The 25493-nt window shown below is 55.7% G+C and carries 31 protein-coding genes and 2 tRNA genes; 21 read left to right on the forward strand and 12 right to left on the reverse strand.

What is annotated here, in order from left to right; translation table 11 throughout:
- Positions 1–77: 77 nt before the first annotated feature.
- The gene (locus NQU42_RS05050; RefSeq protein WP_296609579.1) at positions 78–1019 is read right to left on the reverse strand and encodes an archaeosine biosynthesis radical SAM protein RaSEA; all 942 of its coding nucleotides are present in this window, start codon (positions 1017–1019) and stop codon (positions 78–80) included.
- Positions 1020–1021: 2 nt separating this feature from the next.
- Positions 1022–1921, reverse strand: coding sequence for an FAD-dependent oxidoreductase (locus NQU42_RS05055; protein ID WP_296609581.1), 900 nt, complete (start codon positions 1919–1921; stop codon positions 1022–1024).
- Positions 1922–2121: 200 nt separating this feature from the next.
- Here NQU42_RS05055 and NQU42_RS05060 point away from each other — a divergent pair, with 200 nt between their 5' ends.
- Together NQU42_RS05060 and moaA are read left to right on the forward strand one after the other, a co-directional pair.
- Positions 2122–2505, forward strand: a complete 384-nt coding sequence (locus tag NQU42_RS05060) for a hypothetical protein (RefSeq protein WP_296609582.1) — start codon at positions 2122–2124, stop codon at positions 2503–2505.
- Positions 2506–2688: 183 nt separating this feature from the next.
- On the forward strand, positions 2689–3591 hold the full coding sequence (moaA, locus tag NQU42_RS05065; RefSeq protein ID WP_296609584.1) for a GTP 3',8-cyclase MoaA: 903 nt from the start codon (positions 2689–2691) through the stop codon (positions 3589–3591).
- A gap of 75 nt (positions 3592–3666) precedes the next feature.
- Here moaA and NQU42_RS05070 read toward each other — a convergent pair.
- Both NQU42_RS05070 and NQU42_RS05075 read right to left on the reverse strand, forming a co-directional pair.
- A tRNA-His gene (locus NQU42_RS05070) sits at positions 3667–3738 on the reverse strand.
- Positions 3739–3837: 99 nt separating this feature from the next.
- Complete coding sequence (locus tag NQU42_RS05075) at positions 3838–4521, reverse strand: hypothetical protein (RefSeq protein WP_296609585.1); 684 nt, start codon at positions 4519–4521, stop codon at positions 3838–3840.
- Between the two features lie 280 nt (positions 4522–4801).
- Between NQU42_RS05075 and NQU42_RS05080 the strand changes: the two genes are divergently transcribed.
- Both NQU42_RS05080 and NQU42_RS05085 read left to right on the forward strand, forming a co-directional pair.
- Positions 4802–5527, forward strand: a complete 726-nt coding sequence (locus NQU42_RS05080; protein ID WP_296609586.1) for a glucose-6-phosphate isomerase family protein — start codon at positions 4802–4804, stop codon at positions 5525–5527.
- A 4-nt stretch (positions 5528–5531) separates the two neighbouring features.
- Entirely contained in the window at positions 5532–6422 is an 891-nt protein-coding gene (locus tag NQU42_RS05085) for a UbiA family prenyltransferase (protein WP_296609587.1), read from the forward strand.
- Between the two features lie 404 nt (positions 6423–6826).
- Here the strand turns inward: NQU42_RS05085 and trxA are convergent, their stop codons facing one another.
- From trxA to ala, 3 genes are read right to left on the reverse strand one after another with little or no spacing between them, the layout of a single operon-like run.
- Positions 6827–7249 (reverse strand): thioredoxin, encoded by a 423-nt coding sequence (trxA, locus tag NQU42_RS05090; RefSeq protein ID WP_296609589.1) that lies wholly within the window; start codon positions 7247–7249, stop codon positions 6827–6829.
- On the reverse strand, positions 7242–7832 hold the full coding sequence (locus NQU42_RS05095; protein WP_296609591.1) for a DUF1638 domain-containing protein: 591 nt from the start codon (positions 7830–7832) through the stop codon (positions 7242–7244). Before NQU42_RS05095 ends, trxA begins: the two co-directional genes overlap by 8 nt.
- An 11-nt stretch (positions 7833–7843) precedes the next feature.
- Positions 7844–8818, reverse strand: coding sequence for an alanine dehydrogenase (gene ala, locus NQU42_RS05100; RefSeq protein WP_296609592.1), 975 nt, complete (start codon positions 8816–8818; stop codon positions 7844–7846).
- Positions 8819–8872: 54 nt separating this feature from the next.
- Between ala and NQU42_RS05105 the strand changes: the two genes are divergently transcribed.
- Positions 8873–10036, forward strand: a complete 1164-nt coding sequence (locus tag NQU42_RS05105; protein ID WP_296609594.1) for an NAD(P)/FAD-dependent oxidoreductase — start codon at positions 8873–8875, stop codon at positions 10034–10036.
- Positions 10037–10202: 166 nt separating this feature from the next.
- Here the strand turns inward: NQU42_RS05105 and argJ are convergent, their stop codons facing one another.
- The 4 genes from argJ to NQU42_RS05125 form a co-directional block, all read right to left on the reverse strand.
- Positions 10203–11369 carry a bifunctional ornithine acetyltransferase/N-acetylglutamate synthase gene (argJ, locus tag NQU42_RS05110; RefSeq protein WP_296609595.1) on the reverse strand — a complete coding sequence of 389 codons (1167 nt, stop codon included), beginning with the start codon at positions 11367–11369 and terminating at the stop codon, positions 10203–10205.
- Positions 11366–11842 carry a CBS domain-containing protein gene (locus tag NQU42_RS05115; protein WP_296609597.1) on the reverse strand — a complete coding sequence of 159 codons (477 nt, stop codon included), beginning with the start codon at positions 11840–11842 and terminating at the stop codon, positions 11366–11368. Before NQU42_RS05115 ends, argJ begins: the two co-directional genes overlap by 4 nt.
- Positions 11843–11941: 99 nt before the next feature.
- Complete coding sequence (gene argC / locus NQU42_RS05120; protein ID WP_296609599.1) at positions 11942–12967, reverse strand: N-acetyl-gamma-glutamyl-phosphate reductase; 1026 nt, start codon at positions 12965–12967, stop codon at positions 11942–11944.
- A gap of 39 nt (positions 12968–13006) precedes the next feature.
- A complete protein-coding gene (locus tag NQU42_RS05125) occupies positions 13007–13966 on the reverse strand; it encodes an ADP-ribosylglycohydrolase family protein (RefSeq protein ID WP_296609600.1) in 960 nt (319 codons plus the stop codon).
- A gap of 132 nt (positions 13967–14098) precedes the next feature.
- Here NQU42_RS05125 and NQU42_RS05130 point away from each other — a divergent pair, with 132 nt between their 5' ends.
- A complete protein-coding gene (locus NQU42_RS05130; RefSeq protein ID WP_296609602.1) occupies positions 14099–14824 on the forward strand; it encodes a class I SAM-dependent methyltransferase in 726 nt (241 codons plus the stop codon).
- 74 nt (positions 14825–14898) lie between these two features.
- Entirely contained in the window at positions 14899–15303 is a 405-nt protein-coding gene (locus tag NQU42_RS05135; protein ID WP_296609603.1) for a hypothetical protein, read from the forward strand.
- Here NQU42_RS05135 and NQU42_RS05140 read toward each other — a convergent pair.
- Positions 15300–16364, reverse strand: coding sequence for a hypothetical protein (locus tag NQU42_RS05140; protein WP_296609604.1), 1065 nt, complete (start codon positions 16362–16364; stop codon positions 15300–15302). The two genes, NQU42_RS05135 and NQU42_RS05140, sit on opposite strands and share 4 nt — an antisense overlap.
- An 84-nt stretch (positions 16365–16448) precedes the next feature.
- Here NQU42_RS05140 and NQU42_RS05145 point away from each other — a divergent pair, with 84 nt between their 5' ends.
- The 14 genes from NQU42_RS05145 to NQU42_RS05210 all read left to right on the forward strand — a co-directional run bounded on the left by NQU42_RS05145 (position 16449) and on the right by NQU42_RS05210 (position 25404).
- Positions 16449–16787 carry a helix-turn-helix domain-containing protein gene (locus NQU42_RS05145; protein ID WP_296609606.1) on the forward strand — a complete coding sequence of 113 codons (339 nt, stop codon included), beginning with the start codon at positions 16449–16451 and terminating at the stop codon, positions 16785–16787.
- A gap of 346 nt (positions 16788–17133) precedes the next feature.
- Positions 17134–17496, forward strand: coding sequence for a 50S ribosomal protein L18e (locus tag NQU42_RS05150; protein WP_296609608.1), 363 nt, complete (start codon positions 17134–17136; stop codon positions 17494–17496).
- Between the two features lie 5 nt (positions 17497–17501).
- The gene (locus NQU42_RS05155) at positions 17502–17912 is read left to right on the forward strand and encodes a 50S ribosomal protein L13 (RefSeq protein ID WP_296609610.1); all 411 of its coding nucleotides are present in this window, start codon (positions 17502–17504) and stop codon (positions 17910–17912) included.
- Between the two features lie 11 nt (positions 17913–17923).
- On the forward strand, positions 17924–18322 hold the full coding sequence (locus tag NQU42_RS05160) for a 30S ribosomal protein S9 (RefSeq protein ID WP_296609612.1): 399 nt from the start codon (positions 17924–17926) through the stop codon (positions 18320–18322).
- 6 nt (positions 18323–18328) lie between these two features.
- Positions 18329–18514, forward strand: coding sequence for a DNA-directed RNA polymerase subunit N (locus tag NQU42_RS05165; protein WP_296609613.1), 186 nt, complete (start codon positions 18329–18331; stop codon positions 18512–18514).
- A 9-nt stretch (positions 18515–18523) separates the two neighbouring features.
- Positions 18524–18598: transfer RNA gene (locus tag NQU42_RS05170), tRNA-Pro, on the forward strand.
- Positions 18599–18625: 27 nt separating this feature from the next.
- Positions 18626–18808 (forward strand): DNA-directed RNA polymerase subunit K, encoded by a 183-nt coding sequence (locus tag NQU42_RS05175; RefSeq protein ID WP_296609615.1) that lies wholly within the window; start codon positions 18626–18628, stop codon positions 18806–18808.
- Positions 18809–18817: 9 nt separating this feature from the next.
- Positions 18818–19438: a 30S ribosomal protein S2 gene (gene rpsB, locus NQU42_RS05180; RefSeq protein WP_296609616.1), complete on the forward strand. Its 621-nt coding sequence runs from the start codon at positions 18818–18820 to the stop codon at positions 19436–19438.
- Between the two features lie 2 nt (positions 19439–19440).
- Entirely contained in the window at positions 19441–20250 is an 810-nt protein-coding gene (locus tag NQU42_RS05185) for an MEMO1 family protein (protein WP_296609617.1), read from the forward strand.
- Positions 20251–20257: 7 nt separating this feature from the next.
- The gene (mvk, locus tag NQU42_RS05190; RefSeq protein ID WP_296609619.1) at positions 20258–21220 is read left to right on the forward strand and encodes a mevalonate kinase; all 963 of its coding nucleotides are present in this window, start codon (positions 20258–20260) and stop codon (positions 21218–21220) included.
- Positions 21221–21222: 2 nt separating this feature from the next.
- Entirely contained in the window at positions 21223–21996 is a 774-nt protein-coding gene (locus NQU42_RS05195; RefSeq protein WP_296609621.1) for an isopentenyl phosphate kinase, read from the forward strand.
- A complete protein-coding gene (gene fni / locus NQU42_RS05200) occupies positions 21971–23044 on the forward strand; it encodes a type 2 isopentenyl-diphosphate Delta-isomerase (RefSeq protein ID WP_296609623.1) in 1074 nt (357 codons plus the stop codon). Before NQU42_RS05195 ends, fni begins: the two co-directional genes overlap by 26 nt.
- Positions 23045–23058: 14 nt before the next feature.
- A complete protein-coding gene (locus NQU42_RS05205; RefSeq protein WP_296609625.1) occupies positions 23059–24399 on the forward strand; it encodes an RNase J family beta-CASP ribonuclease in 1341 nt (446 codons plus the stop codon).
- Between the two features lie 21 nt (positions 24400–24420).
- The gene (locus tag NQU42_RS05210) at positions 24421–25404 is read left to right on the forward strand and encodes a polyprenyl synthetase family protein (protein ID WP_296609626.1); all 984 of its coding nucleotides are present in this window, start codon (positions 24421–24423) and stop codon (positions 25402–25404) included.
- The last annotated feature ends 89 nt before the right edge of the window (positions 25405–25493 follow it).

A 25493-nucleotide genomic window follows, 5' to 3' on the forward strand; every position in this document is an offset into this window, starting at 1 on the left:
GAATTCAGACACGCTGAGCGGTCTGAATGAGAAGATGTTTCAGCCAGATCATCTCCCGCACGTCCAGCTGCTCATGCTCAGACCAGTGGTGTTCCAAACGATAAATCCTCGAGCTCCAGAACCTTCATCCAGATGGAACGGCAGCTGCAATCCAAATTGAGATCAGCCCGGCTCTGGCTCAGTGAGAACGACCTTATCGCATCTGCAACATATCCATCACATGTGCCGCAGTTGTGCGGGCCCCTCTTCGCTCCCGCGCCCACAGGGTCGCATATCAGCGGAACTCTCAGCGAGGACTCGCGTAGCACCTCCACCGCTGACCAGAGCCAGGGGGGCCTGTAACTGCCGCGCTGCCACATCCTCTCAAGCGGTGTGTTTCTCTGGACGTTGCAGAGGTTCAGCGAGATGATGTCTGAGTGGGGCTCTGCGTCTCGCGCAGACCGAATGGCGTCAACGATCGCATCCATCTCAGAGAGCCCGGGCGGCTTGAGGAGGAGGTAGGTCTTCACGCGCCCTCCGAGAGAGTGTATGAGATCAGAGGCTCTCACGAAGTCTGAGAAGGTGAAACCCTTGTTTATGAGATGCTCCCTGACAAGATCGCTTGAGCTCTCCAGGCCAATGCCTATCTCCACATCAAGAAAGCTCAGGATCTGCTCTAGACCAAGATGGTCGATGTACTCAGGCCTGGACTCTATGACGAGCCTCCTCACATTCATATCTCTGAGCGATCTGAGTATCTCCAGGCGTGCTGCCTCAGGGACCTCAAAAGTATCCAGAAAGCTTCCGCTGGTGTAGATCTTTACGAGCTCCGCGCCCTCAGCTCTCTCAAGTATCGACCTGAGCTGCACGATGAGATCCTCGGCGCTCGCATCGACCCCCTCCTGTGCGTATCCGCACATCAAGCACCTGTTCCACCTGCATCCCCTGGTTCTGAGGATCACTGTGATTGATTCAACGACTCTTCCATCGAGAAGATCCCTGCCGCGCCAGACCGCAACCGGAGATCTTGAGTTCTTCATAGCTACCTGAGATACTGCATTGCGCTTATAGCTGCCGACGCACCAGCTCCGACAGCGGTTGTGACCTGCATCCTTCCGCCTGTGACATCTCCTGCCGCGAAGACCCCAGGCATTGATGTCTCCTGTGTGAGACGGTTGACCTTTACGAATCCTCCTTCAGTAAGCTCAAGCCCGAGATCCCTTGCGAGCTTTGTGTTTGGAGTGACCCCCATCTCCACGAATATGCCATCCACCTTAAGAGATCTCGGTGTCCCTCCGACCACGAACTCGATGCCGCTGACGAACTCATCTCCGACTATTCCAGTGACCTCGACGCCGAATGTCTGTGTTATGTTCGTGAGGCCCTTCAGCCTATCGAGGTACACAGCTTCTGCAACAAGCCTCTCCCTCGGGCAGAGGAGGTGGACCTTGCTGCAGATGTTCGAGAGGTACAGCAACGCCCGGGCTGCGCCGTTCCCGTAGCCGACTACTGCAGTTGTTCTGTCCCTGAACAGGGCTCCATCACAGTAAACACAGTATGAGAGGCCTCTTGTGACGTATTTCTCCTCTCCAGGCACACCGATCTTCCTGTGGCTCGCACCTGTCGCCAGGATCATGGCTCTGCAGACGTACTCCCAGCTCTCGGTCTTGATCCTGAACGTGTCATCAAGATGGACTATCTTCTCGACCATCTCCTGTCTGTACTCGGCACCATACTTCTGCGCCTGGGAGAGCATCCGCTCCGATAGCTCTATGCCCTGAATGCCATCAGGAAATCCAGGGTAGTTCTCGTAAAGTCCGCCCATGGATTGCTGGGAGGTGTATACGTTGCCCAGTATCAAAGTCTTCATGCCACCCCTGGCGCAGTACATACCGGCAGTCAGACCAGCCGGACCGGCACCCACAACAATGACGTCATACAAGGGAAGACACCAAAGATATTTTGCTGGTTAATGGTAGATAATACGATCGCTCAGGTCCTGATGGAGCGCCGGCCATGACCATCATCCATAAAGGGAACGATGCAACTGCCTGACCCGACAGTTCGGATTCAAAATGCGTGACGATCTGGAGACGGAGAAAAAGAGAATCCTTATATTCAATAAAAGCAAACAAATTGTAGATGATATCGCGCGACAGCTATGTCCTGAGGGCGTTCCTGGCCTCCACAATGCTCGGAATCACCATGGTCCTTCTCGCATTCGGTCTGATCCAGGTATTCATGTACGGCCCGACGCTTCCGTACTCTGTCATACTCGTGATAACGGCGATAAGCTTCGTCCTGTTCGTCGCGCTATTTGAGCGGTATCAGGTGGGTTCTGTGGCTGCATCGCTGCTCGTCTCTGTTCTATCGACCGCGCTCCTGACGACCCTCTCTGGCGGCGTTGTGTACCTCATGGAGATGAGCGATATCAGATGGGAGGACGCGATATCAGCTCTAGCGCTCTCTATGATGCTCTCGATGGCGCTGCTCAGCTACCTAAAGCGCTCCCTCGGGCGGCTCTGAGGAACTGATACGCCAGGGATCAGACGTGAAACTGTTAATGCGCTCTTGGTCTGCGCGCCGGAGTGATGCAGTCTCCCTGCGCATCGCATGGACTGAATGCGTCTCAAATGCACTATCATGTGCTTTCTATAAAAATCAGGCACAGCAAATCCGCTAAATAGTATCAGCCGACTCTTCAGCACAATGGTCCTGATCGATCCGTACGGACGTAAGGTCACAGGTCTGCGCATCTCTGTTACATCCAGATGCAATCTCAGATGCATCTACTGCCATCATGAGGGAGAGGTGGCTGGGGGGCGAGAGATCTCCAGGGAGATGGCGGTGAATGTGGTGAACGCCGCATCGCGGCTTGGCATGAGGAGCGTGAAGATCACTGGCGGAGAGCCGCTCATGCGCAGGGATCTCGAGGAGATGATAGCCGGTTTCAAGGAGGTTGCGCCCGGGGTCGAGATCTCGATAACCACCAATGGCGTGTATCTAAAAGAGAGAGCTGAACGGCTTGCTGCAGCCGGACTTTCGAGGGCGAACATAAGCCTGGACTCGCTGGATCCTGAGAGGTACAGGAGCATCACAGGCGCCCGGGAGGGGGATCTGGAGAGGGTTCTTGACGGAATCGAGGCGGCCATGCTCTCCGGATTGAGACCTGTAAAGCTCAACATGGTCGTTCTGAAGGAGAACGAGCGCGAGATTCCTGAGATGATCGAGTTCTCCAGGAAGAGCGGCGTGACGCTCCAGCTCATCGAGCTTCTCGGAGAGGGCCCGAAGGGAGATCTGGAGAGCGTGGAGAGGTTGCTTGAGGCACAGGCAGATGGGGTTCTGACAAGAGAGCTGCACAGGCGCAGGAAGTACTTTCTGAATGGCGCGGTTGTTGAGATCGTCAGGCCCATCGACAACACAGAGTTCTGCGCGCACTGCAACCGTCTCAGGGTGACATCTGATGGAAAACTGAAGCCATGTCTCCTGAGAAACGACAACCTCCTGGAGATAGGATCTACAGACCCTGATGAGATCGAGAGGCTGATCCTGGAGGCTGTGAGGAGGAGAGAACCGTTTTTCCGATGTGGTGATGCGGATGCTGGCCGATGAACGTAGCGTAGATCTGCCCCTCGATCTAGCAGTCACGCAGGATCGTTTAAGCGATAATGCGAGAAGATATTTTTAGGCCGGGACCGGGATTCGAACCCGGCTCGAGGGATCCACAGTCCCGCAGGATGACCACTACCCTATCCCGGCGCGCGAGGAGATCGAGTCTGTAATCGGAGATAAAACTTTCTCTCCTGATGCAGCAAATGCAAATATGCGAAGGTGTGGGTCATCGCAGAGGAGCAGATATCACCTCTCTCTTCTCAGAAGAAACGCGAGGAGAATGCAGATCGATGCGGCAGCAGCTCCAGGGCCTGGCTGTGGAACAGGGGCGCTCGCATTCTGGGAAGCGTTCTGCCCGGCCTCTGACAGCGGCCTCCAGTATCCCCGAATCTTCAGCGGGAATGCGAGATCTCCGCCCGGAACCTCGCGATCGCCTATGACGAAGACATATCTTCCCGTCCTCCCCGAATCATCCCAGACTGCCACAAGGTACCGGCCATCAGCCGGAATCCGCACGAGCTCCTTCTGGCGGGTCCAGTATGATGTGCGGGTGAATGGCTCGAAGAAGGTGGTAGCGTTTTTTGGCGGATCCAGCAAGATGGTGCCATATCCTTCCGGTTTGAATACCCTTTCCGGAGGCCTGGCGGGAGGGAGCCCGCGGCCCATAAGCGCCATTCGGGGCGCGAAATTCTCATGCCCGTCGATCTGTGGTATGACGATGCTCAGCAGTATCATCTGGCCTCTGGTGGCGTTGAATGAATAGTAATCCACATCGTCAGGAACATCGAGAGATGCATAAATCGCAGTCGAGATCGTCGGGTCCTCCACAGCCCATGGGTCATCAGCTTTGATATCCACATCCTCAAAGAAGGGCTGATGAGCTGTTGCACCCGTGACGAGCATCAAAATCAGGATGGCAATAGTCCACATATCCACATCTCCTGTGTAAAATACGACCGGTTCACTGAAATAGTTATCGTAACAGGCGCATCATGTATGGCCTGCTCCCCGGTGATCTCTCTGATTTTTGACACCGCCACCGGTCAGCTCGTGGCTCGAGCCCGCGAGTTGGGCACATGAACCGTGAAGTCCCGTACTTGGGTCACCCTAAAGAATTTATTCTTGCTCTCCCGGATAGGCAGGGATACAAGGGCAGGTTGGCCGAAGACCTGAGTCACCTGCTCCCTGGAGCGGTTAATGGGGTGTTGGATTGCTGACTCTCGAGATTGGAGGCAGGCGGTGGGAGCCTGATATCAGGCGATTGAGCGATATGCGCGACCTTCTCTGCGATACAGAATGGGCATCATCCGCTGAGGATATCGATCTCTACTACATGTACAGGGATCTTTATCTGAGCAGAGCGGATCGGAGCAGCCTCATCGAGCATGATCTGCGGTACGACATAACCATCATACCTCCCAGAATGCTCGGTAGGGAGTATGTGAAGACAGCTGGCCACTACCATCCGAAGGTCCCTGGCACGGATGTGACATACCCCGAGGTCTATGAGGTCCTGGAGGGAGAGGCGCTTTACCTTCTCCAGAATGAGGATGCGAGCTCTGTTGTATGCATCCCAGCATCTGAGGGCGACAAGGTCGTTATACCTCCAGGATACGGTCATGTCACAATCAACCGCTCGAACAGGCGCCTGAAGATGGCGAACTTCGTGTGCAGGAGCTTCTCGTCCATCTACGGCCCGTACAGAGACCTGCGCGGCGGCGCGTACTACTGCACAAAGGATGGGTTTGTGAGGAACCCGAGGTACAGGGATCCAGCGCCCCTCAGGTGGGTGGATTCCCCAGACGATGCGGTACTGAGCAGATTCGGATTCAGCCACAGCAGGGAGATTTACTCGGCTCTGAGGGAACCCAGCAGCCTGGAGTTTCTGACAAAGCCACAGGATCATCTGAGCCTCTTTGAGGGCATTCTGGAGTGATCGTATGGATTTGAGAGCATACCTGGAGCTGCTCCGTCCCCCGCTGGCACCCATGGACCTCGCGCTTCCTGCTGCAGCCGCTCTTCTCTCAGCGTACGCTACCACTGGCTCGCTTCCAGGAGCGGCGCCGTTTCTGATAGCCACGATCGGAGCGTACTTTGCTACAACAAGCGCCTACGTCTTCAACGATTACGTTGATGTCGATGTCGACAGGGTGGCGATGCCGGGCAGGCCTCTCCCATCGTCCAAGGTCAGCAGACGCGGCGCCGGTATTTACGCCCTAATCCTTTTTATGCTCGCGGCTGCTGCAGCGGCATACCTCAACCCTGAGAGCCTGGTGATGCTCTTAGCCGCCACCGCGATCATAACCGCTTACTCTGGATGGGCGAAGCGGAGAACGCCGTTGAGCTGGGTGTTCGTCGGACTGGCGTATGGCATGGTTCCTGTGGGCGTCTGGCTCGCCATATCGCCTGCAGGATACCTCATGCCAGGTCCGGGCTTTCATCCTGCAGCCGTCATTCTGGGCCTCATGATCTGCATAACAGACTGGGGGTTCACTAACTGCGATGCCTCCAGGGATGTCCCCGGGGATCGGGCAAAGGGAATACCGACGACCCCTGCAACGTATGGGATACCGTTTACATCAAAGCTTGTCGCAGCCTTCTGGACCGCAGGCGTGATACTATCGCTGCTGCTTGGCATATTCTCAGGCCTTGGAGCCCTCTATCATGCAGCAGCCCTCCTCTCAGGCGTATGGATGCTCATCCAGTGCGCTGATTTCGTCAGGAACCCCACGCCCTCGAGAGGTGAGAAGCTCTTCTACCAGGGCGCAAACTACAGAGCTCTGCTCTTCGCAGCCCTGATGCTCGATGTGTTCATGGGAGTGATGAGCTGACGCATGATTGCGATAGGGTTCAGAATGATCGCAACACGTCATGGGAAGCTTAATGTATGGTTCTTCAAATAGCAGCAATTTTCATAATTTGGAGGAGGGTCTGAATTTTGAGACGTCTTCTTTTTCTAATATCATATGCAAGAATATGAGATGCTGCTTTGGCTTAACATTCTTGAATTTTAGAGCTTGCGGCTCACACCTGCCCGATCCCCACATGTGTTGCGGTAACCTCCTCTGCTGAGGCATTCATGGGAATCCGGGATGCAGGGGTAGCTGGGACTCCGTAAGGAAGGAGTAATGACCAGGAACCTTCAGCTCAGTGCTATGCGACAATGAATTGAGATGAAGGGTATCATCTCGATGAATTCTTTTCAGGCCCTCCTCTTTCGAGAACTCGATGGGAGCTAATCCAGATACTTCTTAATCCTGCTCATCAGGACCTGTTTTGGATACGCTCCCACAAGCCTATCGACAAGCTTCCCGTTCCTGAAGACCAGGAGCGTGGGTATCGCGGTGATCCCGTACCTTCTCGATGTCATCGGATTCTGATCGACATTAAGCTTCCCGAAGACCACGCGACCCTTAAGCTCGCGCGCCATCTCGTCAATAACAGGCGCGATCATCCTGCATGGCCCGCACCATTCTGCCCAGCAGTCGACCACAAAGAGCGGGTACTGCCTTATGCCAGCATCGATGCTGCTGTCGGTCACCAAAACCGGCCTGTCCGGATACTCTATTCTCAGCTCCTCAGCCCTCTGCTCCTTCGCGGCCAGCTCCCTCTTGAGCTCCTCGAGCTTCTTGCGCCTTATCTCCTCAATTTCATCCATAAAGAACCTCCAGCCTCTTCGCCGCATCAGATATGAGCGATCTGAAGTGATCAAGCTTTCCAGGGATTATTCTGTACTGTAGCAGTGTGAAGTCCATGAACTCCAGGAGATCCTGTTCATACTCATCTGCATTTCCGAGAGTATCTATGAATATCGCGCCTTTGAAGCAACCCATCTCGAGGCGGGCCTCCTCCATGCCCCATCCGAGGCGCCTGAATATCTCACGCCAGCACTCGATCCAGCCGGGCGTCAGGTAGAAGTAGAGCCCCTCTGATGCGATCCTCTCAACCTCACGCCTTGTTATAAACGCGTCTATGCAGTTCTGGCAGTCTATCAGCTCGGCTTTGAACCCTCTGAGGAGATCGTTCATCCTCGGATGGCAGGCGCCGTATACCACGATGATCCTGTCGTTTTTACGCGACTCCAGCGCCTCTCTGAGCCTGAGCGCGAGCTCATCGAAATCGACATGCAAACCAGGATCGAGGTAGACCGGATCGAAGGAGAATCCGAGATCCTCGGAGATGCGCTCGATCTCCTTTCTGAAGACGCCACACGCGACCATCGAGTACTCCTTTACGCTCATTATCTCACAGCTCAAAGAAACTCAAGCACTGTGCCCATGCCGAGAGCTCTGGCTTTGGTGTAAACCAGGCTGCCAACAGCGATATCCTGGATCGCCAGGCCGGTCGAGTCGAAGATCGTTATCTCCTTCTCGCTCTCTCTTCCTGGGAGCATTCCCGCGACGATCTCGCCGAGCTGAGCGTGTATATCCTCTCTCCTGTACTCGCCCCTGGATATCGGGACGTTCACCTCGCCGGAATGAATGGCCTGTGAGATGTCATCAACAACAACCTTCGCGCGCCTGAGCAGCGACGGCTCAAGCTCCTGTTTTCCTGGAGCGTCAGCGCCGATCGCGTTGATGTGCGTCCCAGATTTAATCCAGTCCGATAGAACGACGGGGCTTCTCGATGGCGTGGCGGTGACAAGTATATCGCAATCGCACGCCTCCTTCACATCGGAGACGATAACACAATCGCAGTTCAGATGCCCTCTCACATCTGAAACGAATGCGCCCGCGCGCTCCGGGCTTTTATCAAGAACCTTCACAAGCTCCAGACCGAAGAGCTTCGCGAGAGCCATGATCTGAGTCCTCGCCTGCGCCCCGGCACCCACGATCCCGACGACGCTCGAATCCGGGCGGGCGAGATATTTCGCTGCGATCCCTCCGGCAGCGCCTGTGCGCACTGCTGTGAGATACGTCCCTCCCATCACGGCCAGCGGTGCCCCGGTCTCTACAGAGTTAAGCACCACTATGGCCATGACCGATGGCATCCCCCTCTGCGGATTCGTCGGATGGGAGTTGACGATCTTGACGCCAGTCGCTCCGAGCTTTTTTATGTAGGCAGGCATCGTTCTCAGATCGCCATGATCGTAGTAGAGATACGACTTCGGAGGCATCTGAACGTTCCCGAGGCCGTGCTCTGCGAATGCAGACTCGACTGCCGGTATGGCCTCCTCCATGGTGAGAAGAGATCTCACGTCATCTTCAGAAAGCCAGAGTAACTCCAAGCTCAACACCGCCACTCAAAAAGATGTTATGGGAGATAATCTTAGCTACGATCGATGGATCGCTACGATGTTGCTGTGATAGGCGCTGGCCCTGCAGGGCTGATGGCAGCGAAGCATGCCTCGATCTGCGGAGCCAGGACGATCGTTCTGGAGGAGCACAGAGCCATAGGGTACCCTGTGCAGTGTGCAGGTCTTCTCGGCATCAGCGCGCTTGAGGCAGCCGAGATACCGGCAGAGGGTTTTCTGATAAATCCTTTCAGGGGTGCGGTCTTTGTATCTCCGAACGGCCACAGCCTCTCCTTCAGGTCGCCGAGAGTCCGGGCATGGGCTATCGACAGGAGACTTTTCGATAGGAGAATGGCAGTGGCAGCTGCAGATCACGGGGCAGAGATCCTAACCGGCGCGCATGTGAGAGCTGTCGAGAGATCTCGGGGACTAATGCTTTTGCGTTTGTATGATAAAGAGATCGCAGCACGTGCTGTCATATCTGCTGAGGGCGTGAGGGCATCGATAGCCAGATGCTGTGGGATTCCGCCCCCGAGACGTATCCTGTCCGGCGCACAGGTTGAGGTGCCGTTCGATGTTGATGATATCGAGTCTGTGGAGGTGCACCTCGGAAGAGATCTTGCACCCGGCCTCTTCGCATGGGTAATTCCAATATCCCAGGACTTCGCGAGGATAGGCCTCTGCGCCAGTGAGAGCGCATGCGTTTACCTCAGAAGGTTTCTGGAATCCGATCGGATAAAAAGCAGGATATGCGGCTCTCCGGTATCCCTTGTGGTCGGAGGTCTTCCCCTGGGACCGCCTGAGAGGACTTTTGGAGAGGGGGTTCTGGCTGTTGGAGATGCTGCGGGCCAGGTGAAGCCGACATCTGGAGGTGGTGTGTATCCAGGGCTTCTATGCGGCCGGATCGCCGGCAGGGTTGCAGCTGAGCATGCGCTGAATGCCAAGCCGCTAGAGGCGTATGAGGCTGAGTGGAGATCTGCTATTGGCAAAGAGATCTTGATAGGCATGAGGGTTAATGATATCCTGAGACACATGAGCGATGGGGATATCGATAGGATGATCAGTAGGATAGCTGAAAGGCCTGATATCATAAGGGCGATCGAGCTCCATGGCGATATAGACAGGCCGAGCCGTTTGCTTCTAAGAGTGCTGCCCCTTCTGGCAGGCGATCTCACTATTGTCAGAATTCTTCTCCGGGCAATATTCCCATAGCTGCAAGCTTTGGCCCTTCAGGCCAGATGGGCTTGCATGATAGCCAGCGTTTTGAGCGAATTATGCCAGGTATAAAGGAGGGCTCTGCTGTTCACCCCCGGCCTGAAATCTGGGGAGCCTCTCGCTCCGAACCATCCGCTCCTGGAGGACCAACTTCCGCCCGCTCCTATGTTGTGTACTTCGCGTTGATGTTCACATATTCGTGGGTCAGATCGCATCCGAAGCTGCGTGCGCTCGCTGATCCCGCGCCGAGGTCTATGTGGATGAAGATCTCATCGCTGGACATGACCTTTTTCGCCTCTTCCAGCACACCATCGATTATACTCCCATGATCCACAAGCACCACGGAGCCCCTGCTGGAGTTCATGCTCAGAGAGATCCTCGAGGGATCGAACTCAGCCCCGGATCGACCGGCAGCACACACGATCCTCCCCCAGTTCGGATCCTCGCCGTACAGTGCTGCCTTCACGAGATTGCTTCTCGCTATGCTCTTTGCGGCCCGCCGAGCATCCTCGCTGGATGCTGCTCCGGTGACCTCCACCTCCATCGCCTTTGTCGCGCCCTCTCCGTCCCTGGCGATCATCTTGGCCAGGCTCACACACACGTACTCCAGCGCCTCTCTGAAGGATTCAGGGTCGCATTCCACCGCCCGGGTGCTTGTCAGGAGCACTGTGTCATTTGTGCTTGTGTCTCCATCGACTGTCAGCATGTTGAAGCTCACATCCACAGCATCTTTTAAGAATCTGTAGAGCTCCGGCCCGAGATCGGCGTCTGTGTAGATAAAAGCCAGCATCGTCGCCATATCAGGCTCTATCATGCCCGCCCCCTTGCATATTCCCCCGACACGAATCCCCTCATGCTCGACAGCGACCTCTTTGACTCTTGTATCAGTCGTCATTATCGCCTGAGCCGCCTCTCTGCTCGCGTCGGGGCCTGAGCGGAGCGCTGGAGCAGCCTCTTTTGCGAGCGCGGAGATCAGATCGAGATCCAGGTAGCGGCCTATTACACCGGTCGATGCGACGCCGATCATCTCACGGCTGCACCCGAGCATCTCAGCCATTATGCCTGCCATCCTCTCCGCATCCATCATGCCGCGCATCCCGGTATATGCATTTGCAGATCCGCTGTTCGCGATTATCCCCTCAATTCTTCCTCCGGATCTTCTGAGATGGTCGATGGTCACCTCTATTGGCGCAGCCCTCACCCTGTTTCTCGTGAAGACACCAGCCGCATATCCGGAGCATGCGATCATCGCGACGCCGTACCTCCCGCGCTTCACACCGCAGGCCCTCACGCCCGGCACTGCGCATATACCGCCATCTATCTGTCTCATGAGACCTCCGCTGAGCCCAGCCCGCTTATGATGTCGCCGCGGGTCACTATCCCCACAAGCCTGGAGCCCTCTACGACAGGCAGCCTGTTTATTTTGTGCTTTGTCATCATCGCGGCAGCCTCCTCTATCGATGCATCCGGGCTCACTGTTATGGGCTTCCTGCTCATGACATCCGAGACGCGCATCTTTGTTATCTCATCCAGCGAGCGCTTCATGCGCTCCCAGCGTATCACATCTCTCACAGGGACCTCAAATATCTCGAAGGGGCTCGGGAGCCAGAGCCCACCACGATCGTCCTCTGTCGAGAGAAGCCTCAGAAGATCTGATTCGGATACCACACCCACAAGCTCATCCCCATCGAGCACGGGCATGCCGCTTATCCTGTTCTCCCTGAGCAGGCGAGCCGCCTCTGCTATCGGATCGCTCGCCTGGCAGGTGACAGGGTTTCTGTTCATGATCTCCTTAACGAGCATAGTCCCTCCTCGAGCCAGGGCGTTGCTCAAATCTGTGAGGTTTTTGTAGCATTTATTCCTCAGATCATCTCAGTCCGGAAGCATCAGCCCTGGCCACAATCACGGTGCACCGCCGGGGAACCAGAGACCTGTCGTCTCATCCAGACCCATCATCAGGTTCATGTTCTGAATCGCCTGGCCGGAGGCTCCCTTGACAAGGTTATCTATGGCGGATATAACAACTATGCGGTCGCTCTTCTTTTCGATCTCAAAACCGATATCACAGAAGTTCGAGCAGCGGACGTTGCCCAGCATCGGCACACCATCCACAAGCCGCACAAACCTGGCTTTACTGTAGAAATCTGTGTAGAGCTTTGAGACGAACTCTCTGTCCTGTATCTTATCTGTGAACGAATCCTTCACAAACACATGTGCTGTTGTGAGAATTCCGCGAACTGCCGGTATCACATGCGGTGTGAAGCTGATCCTGATGTCGTTCTGCAGCCGGGAGAGCTCCTGTTTTATCTCAGGCACGTGTCTGTGGTTCGTCACCCTGTAGCACCTTATGTTCTCCGCCACGTTTGGGTAGTGACTGGTCTCCGTCGGCTCAGCGCCTGCGCCGGATATACCCGACTTGGAATCGAAGACGACTCGGTCTATCATCCCGGCCTTCGCGAGAGGCGCGACCGCCAGCGTTGCACCTGTGGGATAACACCCCGGGTTCCCGACAAGAGATGCGCCTGCAACCTCAGGGTGCAGCTCCGGCAGGCCGAAGACCGCTTCCCTCGGAGCTCTGTGCTTTATCCCGTATGTCTTCTCGAATACATCGACGGGCAGCCTGTAGTCGGCGCTCAGGTCTATCACTTTAGCCCCGTTGTCCAGAAGCTCCGGAACCCAGTCCATTGCAGTTCCGTGAGGTACTGCTGTGAACACGACATCACACCTCTGTGATATCTCAGCAGGCGACGGAGCCTCGAACCTGAGATCGAGCATGCCTCTGAGATGTTGGTGGACTGAGACCACCGGCTTTCCAGCAAGCTTTCTGGATGTGACGCAGACGACATTTGCAGAGGGATGTGCAGAGAGAAGGCGGAGCAGCTCACCGCCTGTATAGCCAGAACCGCCGACTATTCCTATGTCTATCATGCTGCGTGAGGACCTCTCTGCTGATATAAATCTGCGGCGCTAGACCCTGCCGGAGAGCCTGAGGCTGAGCTGGCCGAGATCTCTTCCCAGCTCCTCGATCCTGTCTCTGTTCTCGAGATGCGAGAGCCATCGCTCAGGTATCCATGAACTCCCGTATCTTGCGCCTGCAAGCGCCCCTGTGATCGATGCCACAGAGTCCGTATCGCCTCCAGCATTGACCGCCTCCACAATAGCTTCCTCCGGCTCAAGGCGCACAAAGCAGTAGAACGCAGAAGGCACAGCATTGTGCACAGACGGAGATGTGCCAAGCATATCCAGCGCATCCGATGGATCTCTGTCAGCCTGTAGAATCGCCTTCACCTCCTCCAGCTTTCTTCCGAGCTCGGGGGAGATCCTCGAGGCGGTCTCTGCTGATACCTCGAGGATGCTCATGCGTGGGAGATCGAGGAGAGAGAGCGCAACACCAACAGCGACCGCAACAGCACCCGCCCTGGCTGCGCGGCTTCTGTGTGTGACGATGCTCTGTAGCTCAGAGTACCTCGATACCATGCTCAGATCCCAGTGGTAGACAAGACCGATCGGCGCAGCCCTCATCGCAGCTCCGCATGTGTCTATACTGACACCGGCCTCCTGCCAGGGCTTTCCGGAGAGCATGTTCTCTATTGCAGATCTTGTTGTGATCCCAACACCTCTGTTCAGCCTCTCGTTCAATATCCATGTGGACCCCCATCTCATCAGATTCTCGGCAAAAACATCACCTGAGAAGCCATGTGCCTTGATGAGTGACTCCGCCAGGATCAGGGTCTCCTCAGTATCATCCGTGTACTGGCCTGCCTGGAGCCCGTGATGGAAGTGATGCTCAGGCGCAGGAAGCATATCGACAACTCTTCCAAATGATCGCTGTATCTCCAGAGCTGAGAAACCCTCGAGCGGCATCCCCAGAGCATCTCCGACCGCGGATCCGAGAAGGGAACCGATAAACTTATCGAGAAGATCCATGCTGTTATATTAAAAATGCAGAGGACAAAAAGCTTGGCCAGCCCACTGCATGAGATGATGCGAGGAGTTGCTGTAAATCCAGGTCTCTCAGCTACAGCAATGCCTTCAGATGCATCTGATTCTACCCGCCGGTTGCCTGGAGCATGCAGAGAGAATAGCTGCGGATCAGAGCGGCCTGCTGAACACAACACGCAGAATCTGCGCGATAGCTGGGATCTGTTTTACCGCCGGCGGGGGAGATCGTGGGGAGGCATCACGCGTGAGATCCCCGAGCTTCCCCGCGGCTCAAGGGTCCTCGAGCTCGGCTGCGGAAGCGGGAAGACCATTCGGGGGATGGTCGGCAGGGGATGGAGCATCGTGGCCGTCGATATATCCCCGAGGGCGATCATGCTCACAAGATCCATCGTGGAGGTTACATCAGCTCAAAGAAGTGATGGCAGAGATCCATGCTCAAAAGATCTCACATGGGATGTGGAGCTTGTCGCAGCCGACGGCAGGCTGCTCCCATTCAGGGATGAGACATTCGATGCTGTCTTCGCCTTCCATGTCTTGGGGCATCTGGTCGGGCCTGAGAGATCCGTGATGGCGGGAGAGATCATACGGGTCACACGTAGGGATGGGCTGGTCTTCTTCAGAGGATTCGCATTTGATGACCTCAGAGCCGGAGGCGATGAGATCGAGGAGAGGACATTCATCCGTGGGGATGGGACGATCACGCATTACTTCACAGAGGATGAGGTTATTAATATCTTCAGGCAGCTTTCGAGCACATCTGTCAATACAGTGAGATGGAGCATGAGGGTCGGAGGCTTGGATCTCATCAGATCCGAGATAAGAGCAGCGTTCAGGAAAGAGTGAGATGGCATCATAATAAGTTATGCAGATGGCTGCAGGGGGCAGGGGCATCGAAGGAGTGAAGAGGAGGTGCCTGAGTGACAGCTGACCCGCGCCTGGAGTGCGCGAGGGCGCTTTCAGATCACCCTGTCTTTCCGTTGCTTGTGCGCGCTGCGCTCCGCGCGAGGGTGGCGAGAATGCAGCCCGGCGAGGTCTTCCATTTCGAGGGGGAGGAGATCTTCGTCGAGGAGGATGAGCGGAGCCGGAGCGTTGTGGTGCAGGTTGTTCTGGGTGAGGAGAAGCTGATCGAGATGTTCAGAGGCGCAGCTGAGATGGCCGGAATCCCTGACGTGAGATCATGCCTTGGAGATATCCTGGATCTTGCGCGAGAAGATCTAAGAAGACGATACGGGATAGAGCTCACGGTCAGAAGGGGCATCGCAAGAGCAGAGGCGGTCGCTTATAAGATCGAGAGGTGGAGCTGGAGAGACGGGCCGCTTTAGCTGAGCGATCTGAGCACATCTGCACTATCAGCAGACGATTCCTGGGCGATCATGTACCTGAGTGTCAGAAGTATCACAATATTGATGGCGAGAGCGGTGAGCGCTGAAAGCTGGTCCCTGTAGAACGCGAAGGTCTGTACCAGAAGTATCTGGACCAGCATGGCGTTCTTGAACCGGTAGTATGCTGCCAGGCGATTGCGTCTGATCATGAGCACCCCGGAGAGCACCAGAATGGAGGATACGGTGGCAGCGAGGAGCTCAAGCCAGCTGGCCATGCTGATGGAGATCAGCCTGAGCTGCAGAAACGAGTCTGCCAGCTTGATCATAACCAGCAGCGCGGCCTCAAACAGCGTCACCACAGACTGTATGATGAAGAACGCGATTACCGCATTAACGAACCACCTTCTGCTGACAAGCCAGTGGTATACCCTCCTCGCCCCCTCCCTGCATCTTGTATAAATTCCAGGATCTGGTGTCTGGATGCACTCCATCCCTGCCAGCATATCTTTGAACACCTTGACGAGAGGATCGGACGGATCACACCCGTCGAGCAGCTCAAGCGCCCTCTTCCTCTCCTGGATATCGAGATCCTTGATTACAGCATCCTTGACAAGCTCGAGGGCATTTAAGAGGCACTCCTCATGCGTCAGCTGCTCGCCATTTATCATCTGTGAGAAGATGTACAGGAGCACGAAGGTTATGTAGATCAGCGCCACAGTTGGCTGGAAGAAGTAGTTGTTGTCCATAGTCACGAACTTCCCGAGCTCATCAATGAACGCGCCGAAACCGATCCCGCCTACAACGGCTGCGAGATCCGAGGAGTATCTGTCTATGAATGCCAGAAGTATAACAATTGAGAGAACCATCAGGGCTCCGCCGAGGAGCACGTGTGCTATGTGGAGGCCGCGGATTGCGAGCTGCGGGTAGCCGGTGGCATGCAGAACGAACCTTATGCATAAAATGGTCGCCACAGAGGTCACCATGAAGAGCTCAAGCCGTTTATCTGCCTCCGCGCTTCTTATGAGAGGCTTCGGGACCAGCGATGGCGATCTGCAGCTCATAAAAGATGCCTCACTCATCTGGAGAATGTTTATCTGCCAGAGGTCTCACAATGGAGATATCGTTATGATAAAGGTTCTGATGGTATGAGATCGCCATGCGAGGAGGTTGTGTGGGAGGTTCTCCCTGGAATAAGGGCCACGATAGCACAGGAGCTTGTGAGGCGAGGTGTCTCTCAGAGAGAGGTTTCACGGCTGATGGATGTCACACCTGCAGCAGTCTCCCAGTATGTCTCCGGAAAGAGAGGCTACAACATCGTGTTCAGGGACGATATCAGGGAGGAGATATCCGTGCTTGCAGAGGATCTCATAAACGGAGATGCTGTTGACCTCATAGATAGGATATGCAAGATCTGCAAGAAAGCGCGCGGAGAGGAGCTCTGTCCTGTGGAGATCAGGGGGAAGCAGACCGATTCACCCGGATAGATCTCAGGTCTTGTATTCACGTCGAGATCAGACGCATGTGACATCGTGGTTTTCATGCGATTATGCCAGTACATTCTGATTCCCGGCAGCAGGTTCGAACCGCAACTGGATTCGGGCATATCTCAAATATTCAGAGCGGTGCACCTCGTGCGGTCTGTTTTTGTTCTGAGACTCCAGCTCAGGACTTTCGAGACCAAATATCGGAGACGTGAAAACCCTTATATACTGGCGGATTGTTCGAGAGTGATATCCGCATGAGGGCCGGGTGGCCCTTGGCGCATGAACTGATGTTCGAACGCGCTGTGCGCGTGAGTCGGTCTCTAGCGAGGCTTTGCGGAGGATTTGGATGAAGATTATCAAGAAGACTAATCCGAGACTGGTCCGTCTCATCAGCGACCTCAAGGCTGCCTCACGTGAGAGCAAGGCCGCTATCTGGCGTGATGTTGCTGAGAGGCTAGAGAAGCCGAGGCGAAACTATGCCGCGGTCAATCTGAGCAAGATCAACAGGCATACTGGAGATGATGACACGGTGCTGGTCGCTGGCAAGGTTCTTGGGGCCGGAGAGATAGATCACAGGGTAACAGTTGCAGCGCTTGGTTTCAGCGAGCAGGCGGCGTCGAAGATAATTTCCGCGGGTGGAAGATGCATGAAGATAGAGGAGCTCGTAAGGCTCCATCCCAAGGGGACTGGCATAAAGATTCTGAGGTGAGTGCGATGATCTTCGATGCGACCGGTCTGGTTATGGGCCGTCTGGCCAGCATAACTGCGAAGTGTCTTCTCCAGGGGGAGGAGATAAGGATAGTGAACGCTGAGAAGGCCATAATCTCCGGAAGTAAGGAGTCGGTCCTCCGCGAGTATCGCGAGATGCTGGAGAGGGGCACCCGTGAGAAGGGGCCGTACTTCCCGAAGCGCCCTGATCGCATCCTGAAAAGGACTGTGCGGGGAATGCTTCCCCACAAGACAAGCAGGGGCAGAGAGGCGATGGCTCGCCTCAGGGTCTACGTGGGCGTACCTCCAGACCTGAGCGGCATGGCCTTTGAGCAGCCGGATGGAGCCAAGGTGAAGCGAACAACAAGCTACATTGAGCTTGGCGAGCTGAGCAGGATGCTTGGCGCGAAGTTCTAGGGAGGATCTTCATGAAGGTGGTCAACTCCTCAGGAAAGAAGAAGACTGCGATCGCCAGGGCGACATTCAAAGAGGGCAAGGGCAGAATTCGCATAAACAATGTGCCGCTCGAGATCGTCGAGCCTGCTCTGGCCCGGATGAAGATGATGGAGCCGGTAGTCATGGCGACAGAGGCGTTTTCGAGCGTCGATGTGGACGTCTCAGTTAGAGGCGGCGGCGTCATGGGTCAGGCGGATGCCGTCAGGACAGCCCTGGCCAGGGGCATACTCGAGTGGACTGGTGATGCCGCTCTGAAGGAGGCATACGCTGAGTACGACAGAAACCTTCTTGTAAGCGATCACAGACAGAAGGAGAAGAAGAAGTTTGGCGGACTCGGCGCCAGAGCGAAGTACCAGAAGTCCTACAGGTGAGGTGCCTTGATCCCGGTAAGATGCTTCTCCTGTGGGAAGGTCATCTCCAGCGTGTGGGAAGAGTACAGGGAGCGGATCAAATCCGAACCACCTGGAAAGGTGATGGACGACCTTGGGATAGAGAGGTACTGCTGCAGGCGGATGCTTCTCTCCCATGTCGAGGTCGTGGATATGCTCCGCAGGTACCAGTAGAGAGAGGAAGGGGTTGTAGGGTAGCCTGGTCCATCCTACAGCGTTCGGGACGCTGTGACCTGAGTTCGAATCTCAGCAACCCCATCATACTCTTCCTTTTGAGGTGGCTATTTGAAGGGCGAGAAATATACTCGATTTGAGCGAGCCAGGATAGTGGGAGCACGTGCTCTGCAGATTTTCATGGGGGCCCCAGTGTTAATAAGGACGGAATCCATAGACCCTCTCGAAATAGCTCTTGAAGAGATGAGATTGGGTGTTATACCAATAACCGTGAAACGTGATCGCAAAAGGTAGGTGAATTGATTGGTTGAAGAAGAGGTGATAACCGTCGAGGGCGATTATGAGACCCTGATCCCCATAGACGAGTATCTTGCTGCTGGTGTTCACATCGGAACGCAGCAGAAGACCAGCGACATGATGAAGTACATCTACAGGGTCAGAACAGACGGTCTTTACGTTCTTGATGTTCAGGCGACAGACAAGAGGATACGGCTTGCAGGAAAGTTTCTGGCGAACTACGAGCCCTCGAAGATACTTGTTGTCTCTGCCAGGCAGTACGGCCAGAGGCCTGCCACAATGTTCGCGAAGGCGGTTGGTGCCATGGCGAACGTCGGGAGGTTCATACCGAACACCCTGACCAATCCATCGTTCGCGGGATACCTAGAGCCTGATGTGCTTTTGGTCACAGATCCGGCAGGCGATGGTCAGGCTGTCAAGGAGGCAGTTGATATCGGCATACCTGTGGTGGCGCTCTGCGACACAAACAACATGACCTCCAACGTGGATCTTGTGATACCCACAAACAACAAGGGCAGGAAGGCACTGACGTTGATCTACTGGCTTCTTGCGAGACAGGTCCTGCGCGAGCGTGGCGAGGAGGAGAGGTTCAAGTACACTGTATCTGACTTCGAGATGGAGTTCTAGATATGAGACCACCAGCTGCGGCCGGTATGTTCTATCCTGCGAGGGCCGAGACGCTGCTCGCGGAGCTCAGCTCTGCATTTCGCGGGCTGAAGCGGGAGACGATGCAGGTTATCGGCGCAGTGGTGCCACACGCTGGCTACATCTACTCAGGGTCTGTTGCAGCCGAGGTGTACGCGAGGCTTCCAGAGCGCGAGACGTATGTTCTGATAGGCCCGAACCACACCGGCCTCGGGCTTCCTGTGGCGGTGAGCAGGGAGACCTGGAGAACCCCGCTGGGCTCGGTCCCAGTGGATCTTGAGCTCGCAGATGCACTTGAGGGGACAATAGTGGCGCCCGATGAGCTCGCTCACATGGAGGAGCACTCGATAGAGGTTCAGCTGCCGTTTCTCCAGAGGTGCTTCTCAAACTTCAAGATACTCCCGATCTGCATGGGCATGCAGGATCAGGAGACAGCCATCGAGGTTGGAGAGGCTGTGGCGGATGCGATCCTGAGGCTCGGACGTAGCTGCAGCGTGATCGCATCCAGCGATCTCACGCATTATCTCAGACATGAGACCGCCAGACAGCTTGATACATCTATACTGGAGTCTGTAATCAGAATGGATATCGATGATCTGTATTCGAAGATCGAGATGCTCGATTCCAGGTATTATGGTCACGGTGTCTGCGGCTACGGGCCCATGGCAGCGACAATAACAGCCTCGAGACGACTGGGCGCAAGCATGGGTAAGCTTCTGCGCTATGCGACCAGTGGAGATGTCTCCGGAGAACGCGGCCAGGTCGTGGGCTATGGGGCTGTGATATTCACCTAGGAGGAGTATGACAGCGGCATCAGCCCCGGGGAAGGTCATACTCTTCGGGGAGCATGCTGTTGTATCAGGCGCTCCCGCGCTTGGCACTGCGATAGATCTGCGCGCCAGGGTCTCTGTGGAGGATCTCCCTGGAAAGACAGAGATCGATATACAGGGACTGGGCTTGAGGCTCTCCGGCTTCTCGATCGATTCTGACGGGAGAGTCGTATCTCTCGGCAGCTCAGAGGAGTCTGTCGCTGCTGCCAGGTACGTATCTGCTGTTGTGAGAGCGCTTGGCGTGAGGGATGTGAGGATCTCGGTCTCCTCTGACATACCTGTGGCATCAGGTCTGGGATCCTCTGCTGCCATAGTCGTCGCGACGCTGGCCGCTCTGAGCCGCCACATGGGCATCGATATGGATGTCAGGAGGATCGCGGCAGAGGCCCACAGGATCGAGAAGATGGTTCAGAGGGGGCTTGGAAGCCCGATGGACACAGCGCTTGCTGCATATGGCGGCTACGTGCTGCTCTCAGATGGCATTGCACAGGTTGATCTGCCTCCGCTGGACCTCGTCGTGGGATGCACATCAGTTCCACATGATACGAGAGCTGAGGTCGCGCGGGTCCAGGAGCTGAAGTCGAGGTATCCGGAGATTGTGGACCCGATATTCAAGGCCATAGGCGTTATATCCAGAAAAGCGGTGCCGTGCATAAAGAACATGGAGCTCGAGGAGCTCGGGACGCTCATGAACATAAACCACGGCCTGCTCGAGGCGATCGGGGTCGGGACGAGGGAGCTGAGCGAGCTCGTCTACGCTGCGCGGGGCGCTGGATCTGCGCTGGGAGCGAAGCTGACAGGCGCCGGTGGCGGCGGCTGCATGATAGCTCTCCCCAGGGAGGGGACCTCACAGAAAACGATCACCGCGATATCCCAGGCCAGGGGCAGGGCGTTTGTGGTCAGGACCGGATGCGACGGTGTAACTGTAGAATAATTATGCTGAAGATACTTAAGCTGGGCGGGAGCATAATAACCGATAAGAGCAGGCTGGCCACCGCCAGGCTGGACCAGATCTCCCGGATCGCTCATGAGATAGCTGGGAGTGAGGATCTGGTGGTCGTGCATGGCGCGGGATCCTTCGGCCACATCCACGCCAGACAGTTCGGGCTCCCTGAGAGTTTCAGCGTCGAGGGTTTACTGAGAACACACCTCTCGGTCTCAGATCTAAACAGAACCGTGGTCGAGGCGCTGCATGATGCCGGAGTCGATGCCCTGCCGGTGCATCCCCTGAGCTCTGTGGTCCTCAGGGATGGCAGGATCCATCTCATGAGCACAGAAGTGATCAGGGAGATGCTCAGGCGCAGCGTGGTCCCTGTTCTCCATGGCGATGTGGCGATGGATGTCTCCAGGGGTGCTGGCATAGTCTCCGGAGACCAGCTCGTCTCCTATCTGGCGAGAACTCTGGGAGCTGGGATGGTCGCGATGGGCACTGATGTGGATGGCGTCATGATCGACGGCAGGGTTCTCAGCTGCGTAACGCCTGAGAGCATCCATTCCATTGAATCTCATCTTCTGCCTGCTAAAGGAATTGATGTGACTGGGGGCATGCGCGGGAAGCTCAGAGAGCTCGTGGAGCTCGCAGAGATCGGTATAGACTCAAGGATCTTCAACGCCGGCGTGGCCGGAAATGTCAGACGGGCTCTGTCAGGAGAAATTCTCGGCACACTGATCACAGGTAGAGAGCATGGAGACGGTCCGCAGGAAGCTTGAGCACATAGAGATCTGTCTGAAAGAGCAGGTGACCTCAAAATACAGACCATTCGATGATCTGATCCTGCTGCACAGAGCCCTGCCTGAGATCGATGAGTCTGATGTGAATACAGAATGCACATTTCTCAACAGGAGGCTCTCCGCGCCGCTGATGATAAGCGCCATGACCGGTGGCCATCCGGATGCCAGGGAGATCAACGCGAACCTCGCCATCGCGGCCCAGGAGACCGGCATCGCGATCGGGGTGGGGTCGCAGCGCGCTGCGCTTGAGCATTCTGATCTTGAGGACACATTCTCGATCGTCAGAGAGCTTGCTCCCGATGTGCCTGTTGTGGGGAACATAGGGGCGGTCCAGCTGCGCAGATACGGGCCTGAGGTCCTGGACAGGGTGGCGGAGATGGTGGATGCAGATGCAGTCGCTGTTCATCTGAACTTCCTCCAGGAGTCGGTCCAGCCGGAGGGTGAGAGGCATGCAGGAGGCGTTCTCGATTCCATAAGAGAGGCGAGATTCAGGCTGCCGATAATAGTCAAGGAGACCGGTTGCGGGATACCCTTCGAGGACGCGAGGATGCTCGTCGATTCCGGTATCCAGATCATAGATGTCGCCGGCGCCGGAGGGACCTCCTGGTCGATGGTAGAGTCTTACAGGGCGGAGCTGCGCGGTGATGCAGAGTCGAGGGAGATAGGCGTGTTATTCGCAGAATGGGGAATACCAACTCCTGTCTCGGTGATAGAGTGCACACGCGCTGGAGCTCAGGTGATATCATCAGGAGGCGTGAGAAGCGGCATTGATGCGGCAAGGAGCATCGCACTGGGCGCGTTCATGGCCGGCTCAGCGCTTCCCCTGCTCGCTCCAGCCACTAAGGGGAGCGCTGATGTCATCCGCCTCCTTCAAAGATTCGTGAGAGAGCTAAGGATATCGATGTTCCTCACCGGATCAAGGAACATCCAGGAGCTGAGCAGGGTCCCTGTGATAATAATCGGAAGAACCCGGGAGATCCTGGAGCAGCGGGGCATCGATACAAAGATTTTTTCTTCAAAAAGGTAAAAGAGAGTGTTAGGATGAGCAGCATAGGAATAATGGCAGTCGGCGGATACGACGAGATCGGAAGAAACATGACTGCCATCAGAGTCGACAACGACATAATAATAATGGATATGGGGATCCGCCTGGACAGGGTCCAGATACACGAGGACACAGATGTGGAGTCTCTTCATTCCTCAGATCTCATAGCGATGGGCGCAATACCTGATGACAGCGTTCTTAATGGGGTCGCATCAAAGGTCAAGGCGATCGTTTGCACTCATGGACACCTGGACCACATAGGCGCGGTATCGAAGCTTGCGCACAAATACCGGGCGCCCATCATAGCCACGCCGTTCACAGCTGACCTGGTGAACCAGGAGATAAAGTCGGAGAGGATATTCAGGGTCAACAACGAGGTCATAAGCCTGAAGGCAGGAGAGAGGCACCAGGTGACCCCGGATATAGAGCTGGAGTTCATCAGGGTCCAGCACAGCATAGTGGACTGTGTCTTCGCCGCGCTACATACAAAACACGGAGCAATACTTTACGCAAACGACTTCAAGATCGACAGGAGCCCGACCCTCGGCGAGCCTCCGGATTTCCCTAGGCTCAGACAGCTTGGCAGAGAGGGTGTTCTGGCGCTGATAACGGAGACGACAAACGCGGGGGTCTCTGGGAAGACACCATCGGAGCAGATCGCCAAGGACCTCGTCTGGGATGTCCTCATGGGAACAGAGGAGACGGACTCAGGGATACTTGTGACCACATTCTCATCACATATCGCCAGGATAAAGGCCATAATAGAGGCAGCCCGCAAAATGGGCCGCAAGCCCATCCTTCTGGGCAGGAGCATGGAGAAGTACTGGGGAACTGCTGTGAGAACAGGGTACGCAGAACGCGGGAACGGGCTGGCCGTATGCGGCAGGCGGAAGGCTGTCGATAAAGCGCTCAAGAGGATTATGGTCGAGGGCAAGGACAAGTACCTGCCTATAATGACAGGCCATCAGGGCGAGCCAGGGGCGATACTGAGCAGGATCGCAAACGGGGAGACCGAGTTCAGGGTGGAATCGGGAGACAGGGTAATATTCAGTGCCGGTATAATACCACAGCCCCTCAACATGTCAAATCGCCACACAGTTGAGACGAAGCTGAAGATGAAGGGTGCCAGGATATACGATAATGTGCATGTCTCAGGGCATGCATGCAGAGAGGACCACTGGGAGCTCCTGCGCATGATAAACCCTGAGCATGTGATACCCAGCCACGGCAACCTCAACAGCCACGGCCAGTACCTCATGCTTGCAGAGGATACAGGCTACAAGCTGGGATACTCGATACATCTCGTGAGGAACGGGCAGGAGCTGCTACTCGGGTGAGATTTAAAGGGGTCGGAGATAATGAAAAACTTGGAGGGAGGAGATCTGGAGGCTGAGCTAAGAAAGCGCGCTGATCTGATATCGAGAGCTATAGACGAGCTCCTGCCTGTCTCCAGACCGGAAGGGTTGTACGATGCTGCCAGGCACCTGCTGGGAGCTGGCGGAAAACGGCTCAGACCATCGCTGCTCCTCATAGCTGGAGAGTCTGTGGGCTGCGACGCTGCGCGCCTGGTTCCGGCTGCTGTTGCGATAGAGCTGGTCCATAACTTCACGCTGATACACGATGACATAATGGATAACGCCTCTCTGAGGCGCGGCAAACCCGCGGTACATGTGATATGGGGTACATCCGGGGCGATACTAGCAGGCGATACGCTCTACTCGAAGGCGTTCGAGATGCTCTCAAAGGTGGATGCCCCGCCTGAGAGGGTGCTCGCTGCCATGGATATGCTCGCGAGGACATGCACCTCGATATGCGAGGGGCAGTGGCAGGACCTGGAGTTCGAGCACGCTGAGAGCGTGACGGAGAAGGAGTACCTCGAGATGATCGAGAAGAAGACTGGAGTGCTGTACGGCGCATCTGCATGGATCGGCGCGACCCTGGGCGGAGCCCCGCCTGAGGTGGCAGGAGGCCTCGAGGAGTTCGGCAGGCTGACAGGCATGGGATTTCAGATACACGACGACATACTCGATCTGACAGTGCCAGAGGACGTCCTGGGCAAGAGGCTCGGAGGGGACATCCTCGAGGGAAAGAAGACGATGATAATAATAGATGCGCTCACGAAGGGAGTGAGGCTCGATGTATTCGGGAAGGGCCAGGCCAGCCAGGATCAGCTTAAGGAGGCGATCTCAGCTCTGAGGAGATGCGGATCGATAGATTATGCGAGGAGAAGGGCAGAGGAGTTCGTTGAAAGGGGAAAACGTGCACTCGATGTTCTGGATGATTCTCCTGCGAAAAGGCTGCTTCTGGAGCTCGCTGATTACATGATACGCAGGGGTTATTGAATTGGCATAGGGGGAGTCCTGAATTCCTCAGGAAGGAGCAGCCGTACGCGCGCTCCTGCACTGGCGCTTGGAGACAGCAGATGGATCAT

It is taken from the genome of Methanothrix sp. (assembly GCF_024518575.1).
GTDB lineage: Archaea > Halobacteriota > Methanosarcinia > Methanotrichales > Methanotrichaceae > Methanothrix_B.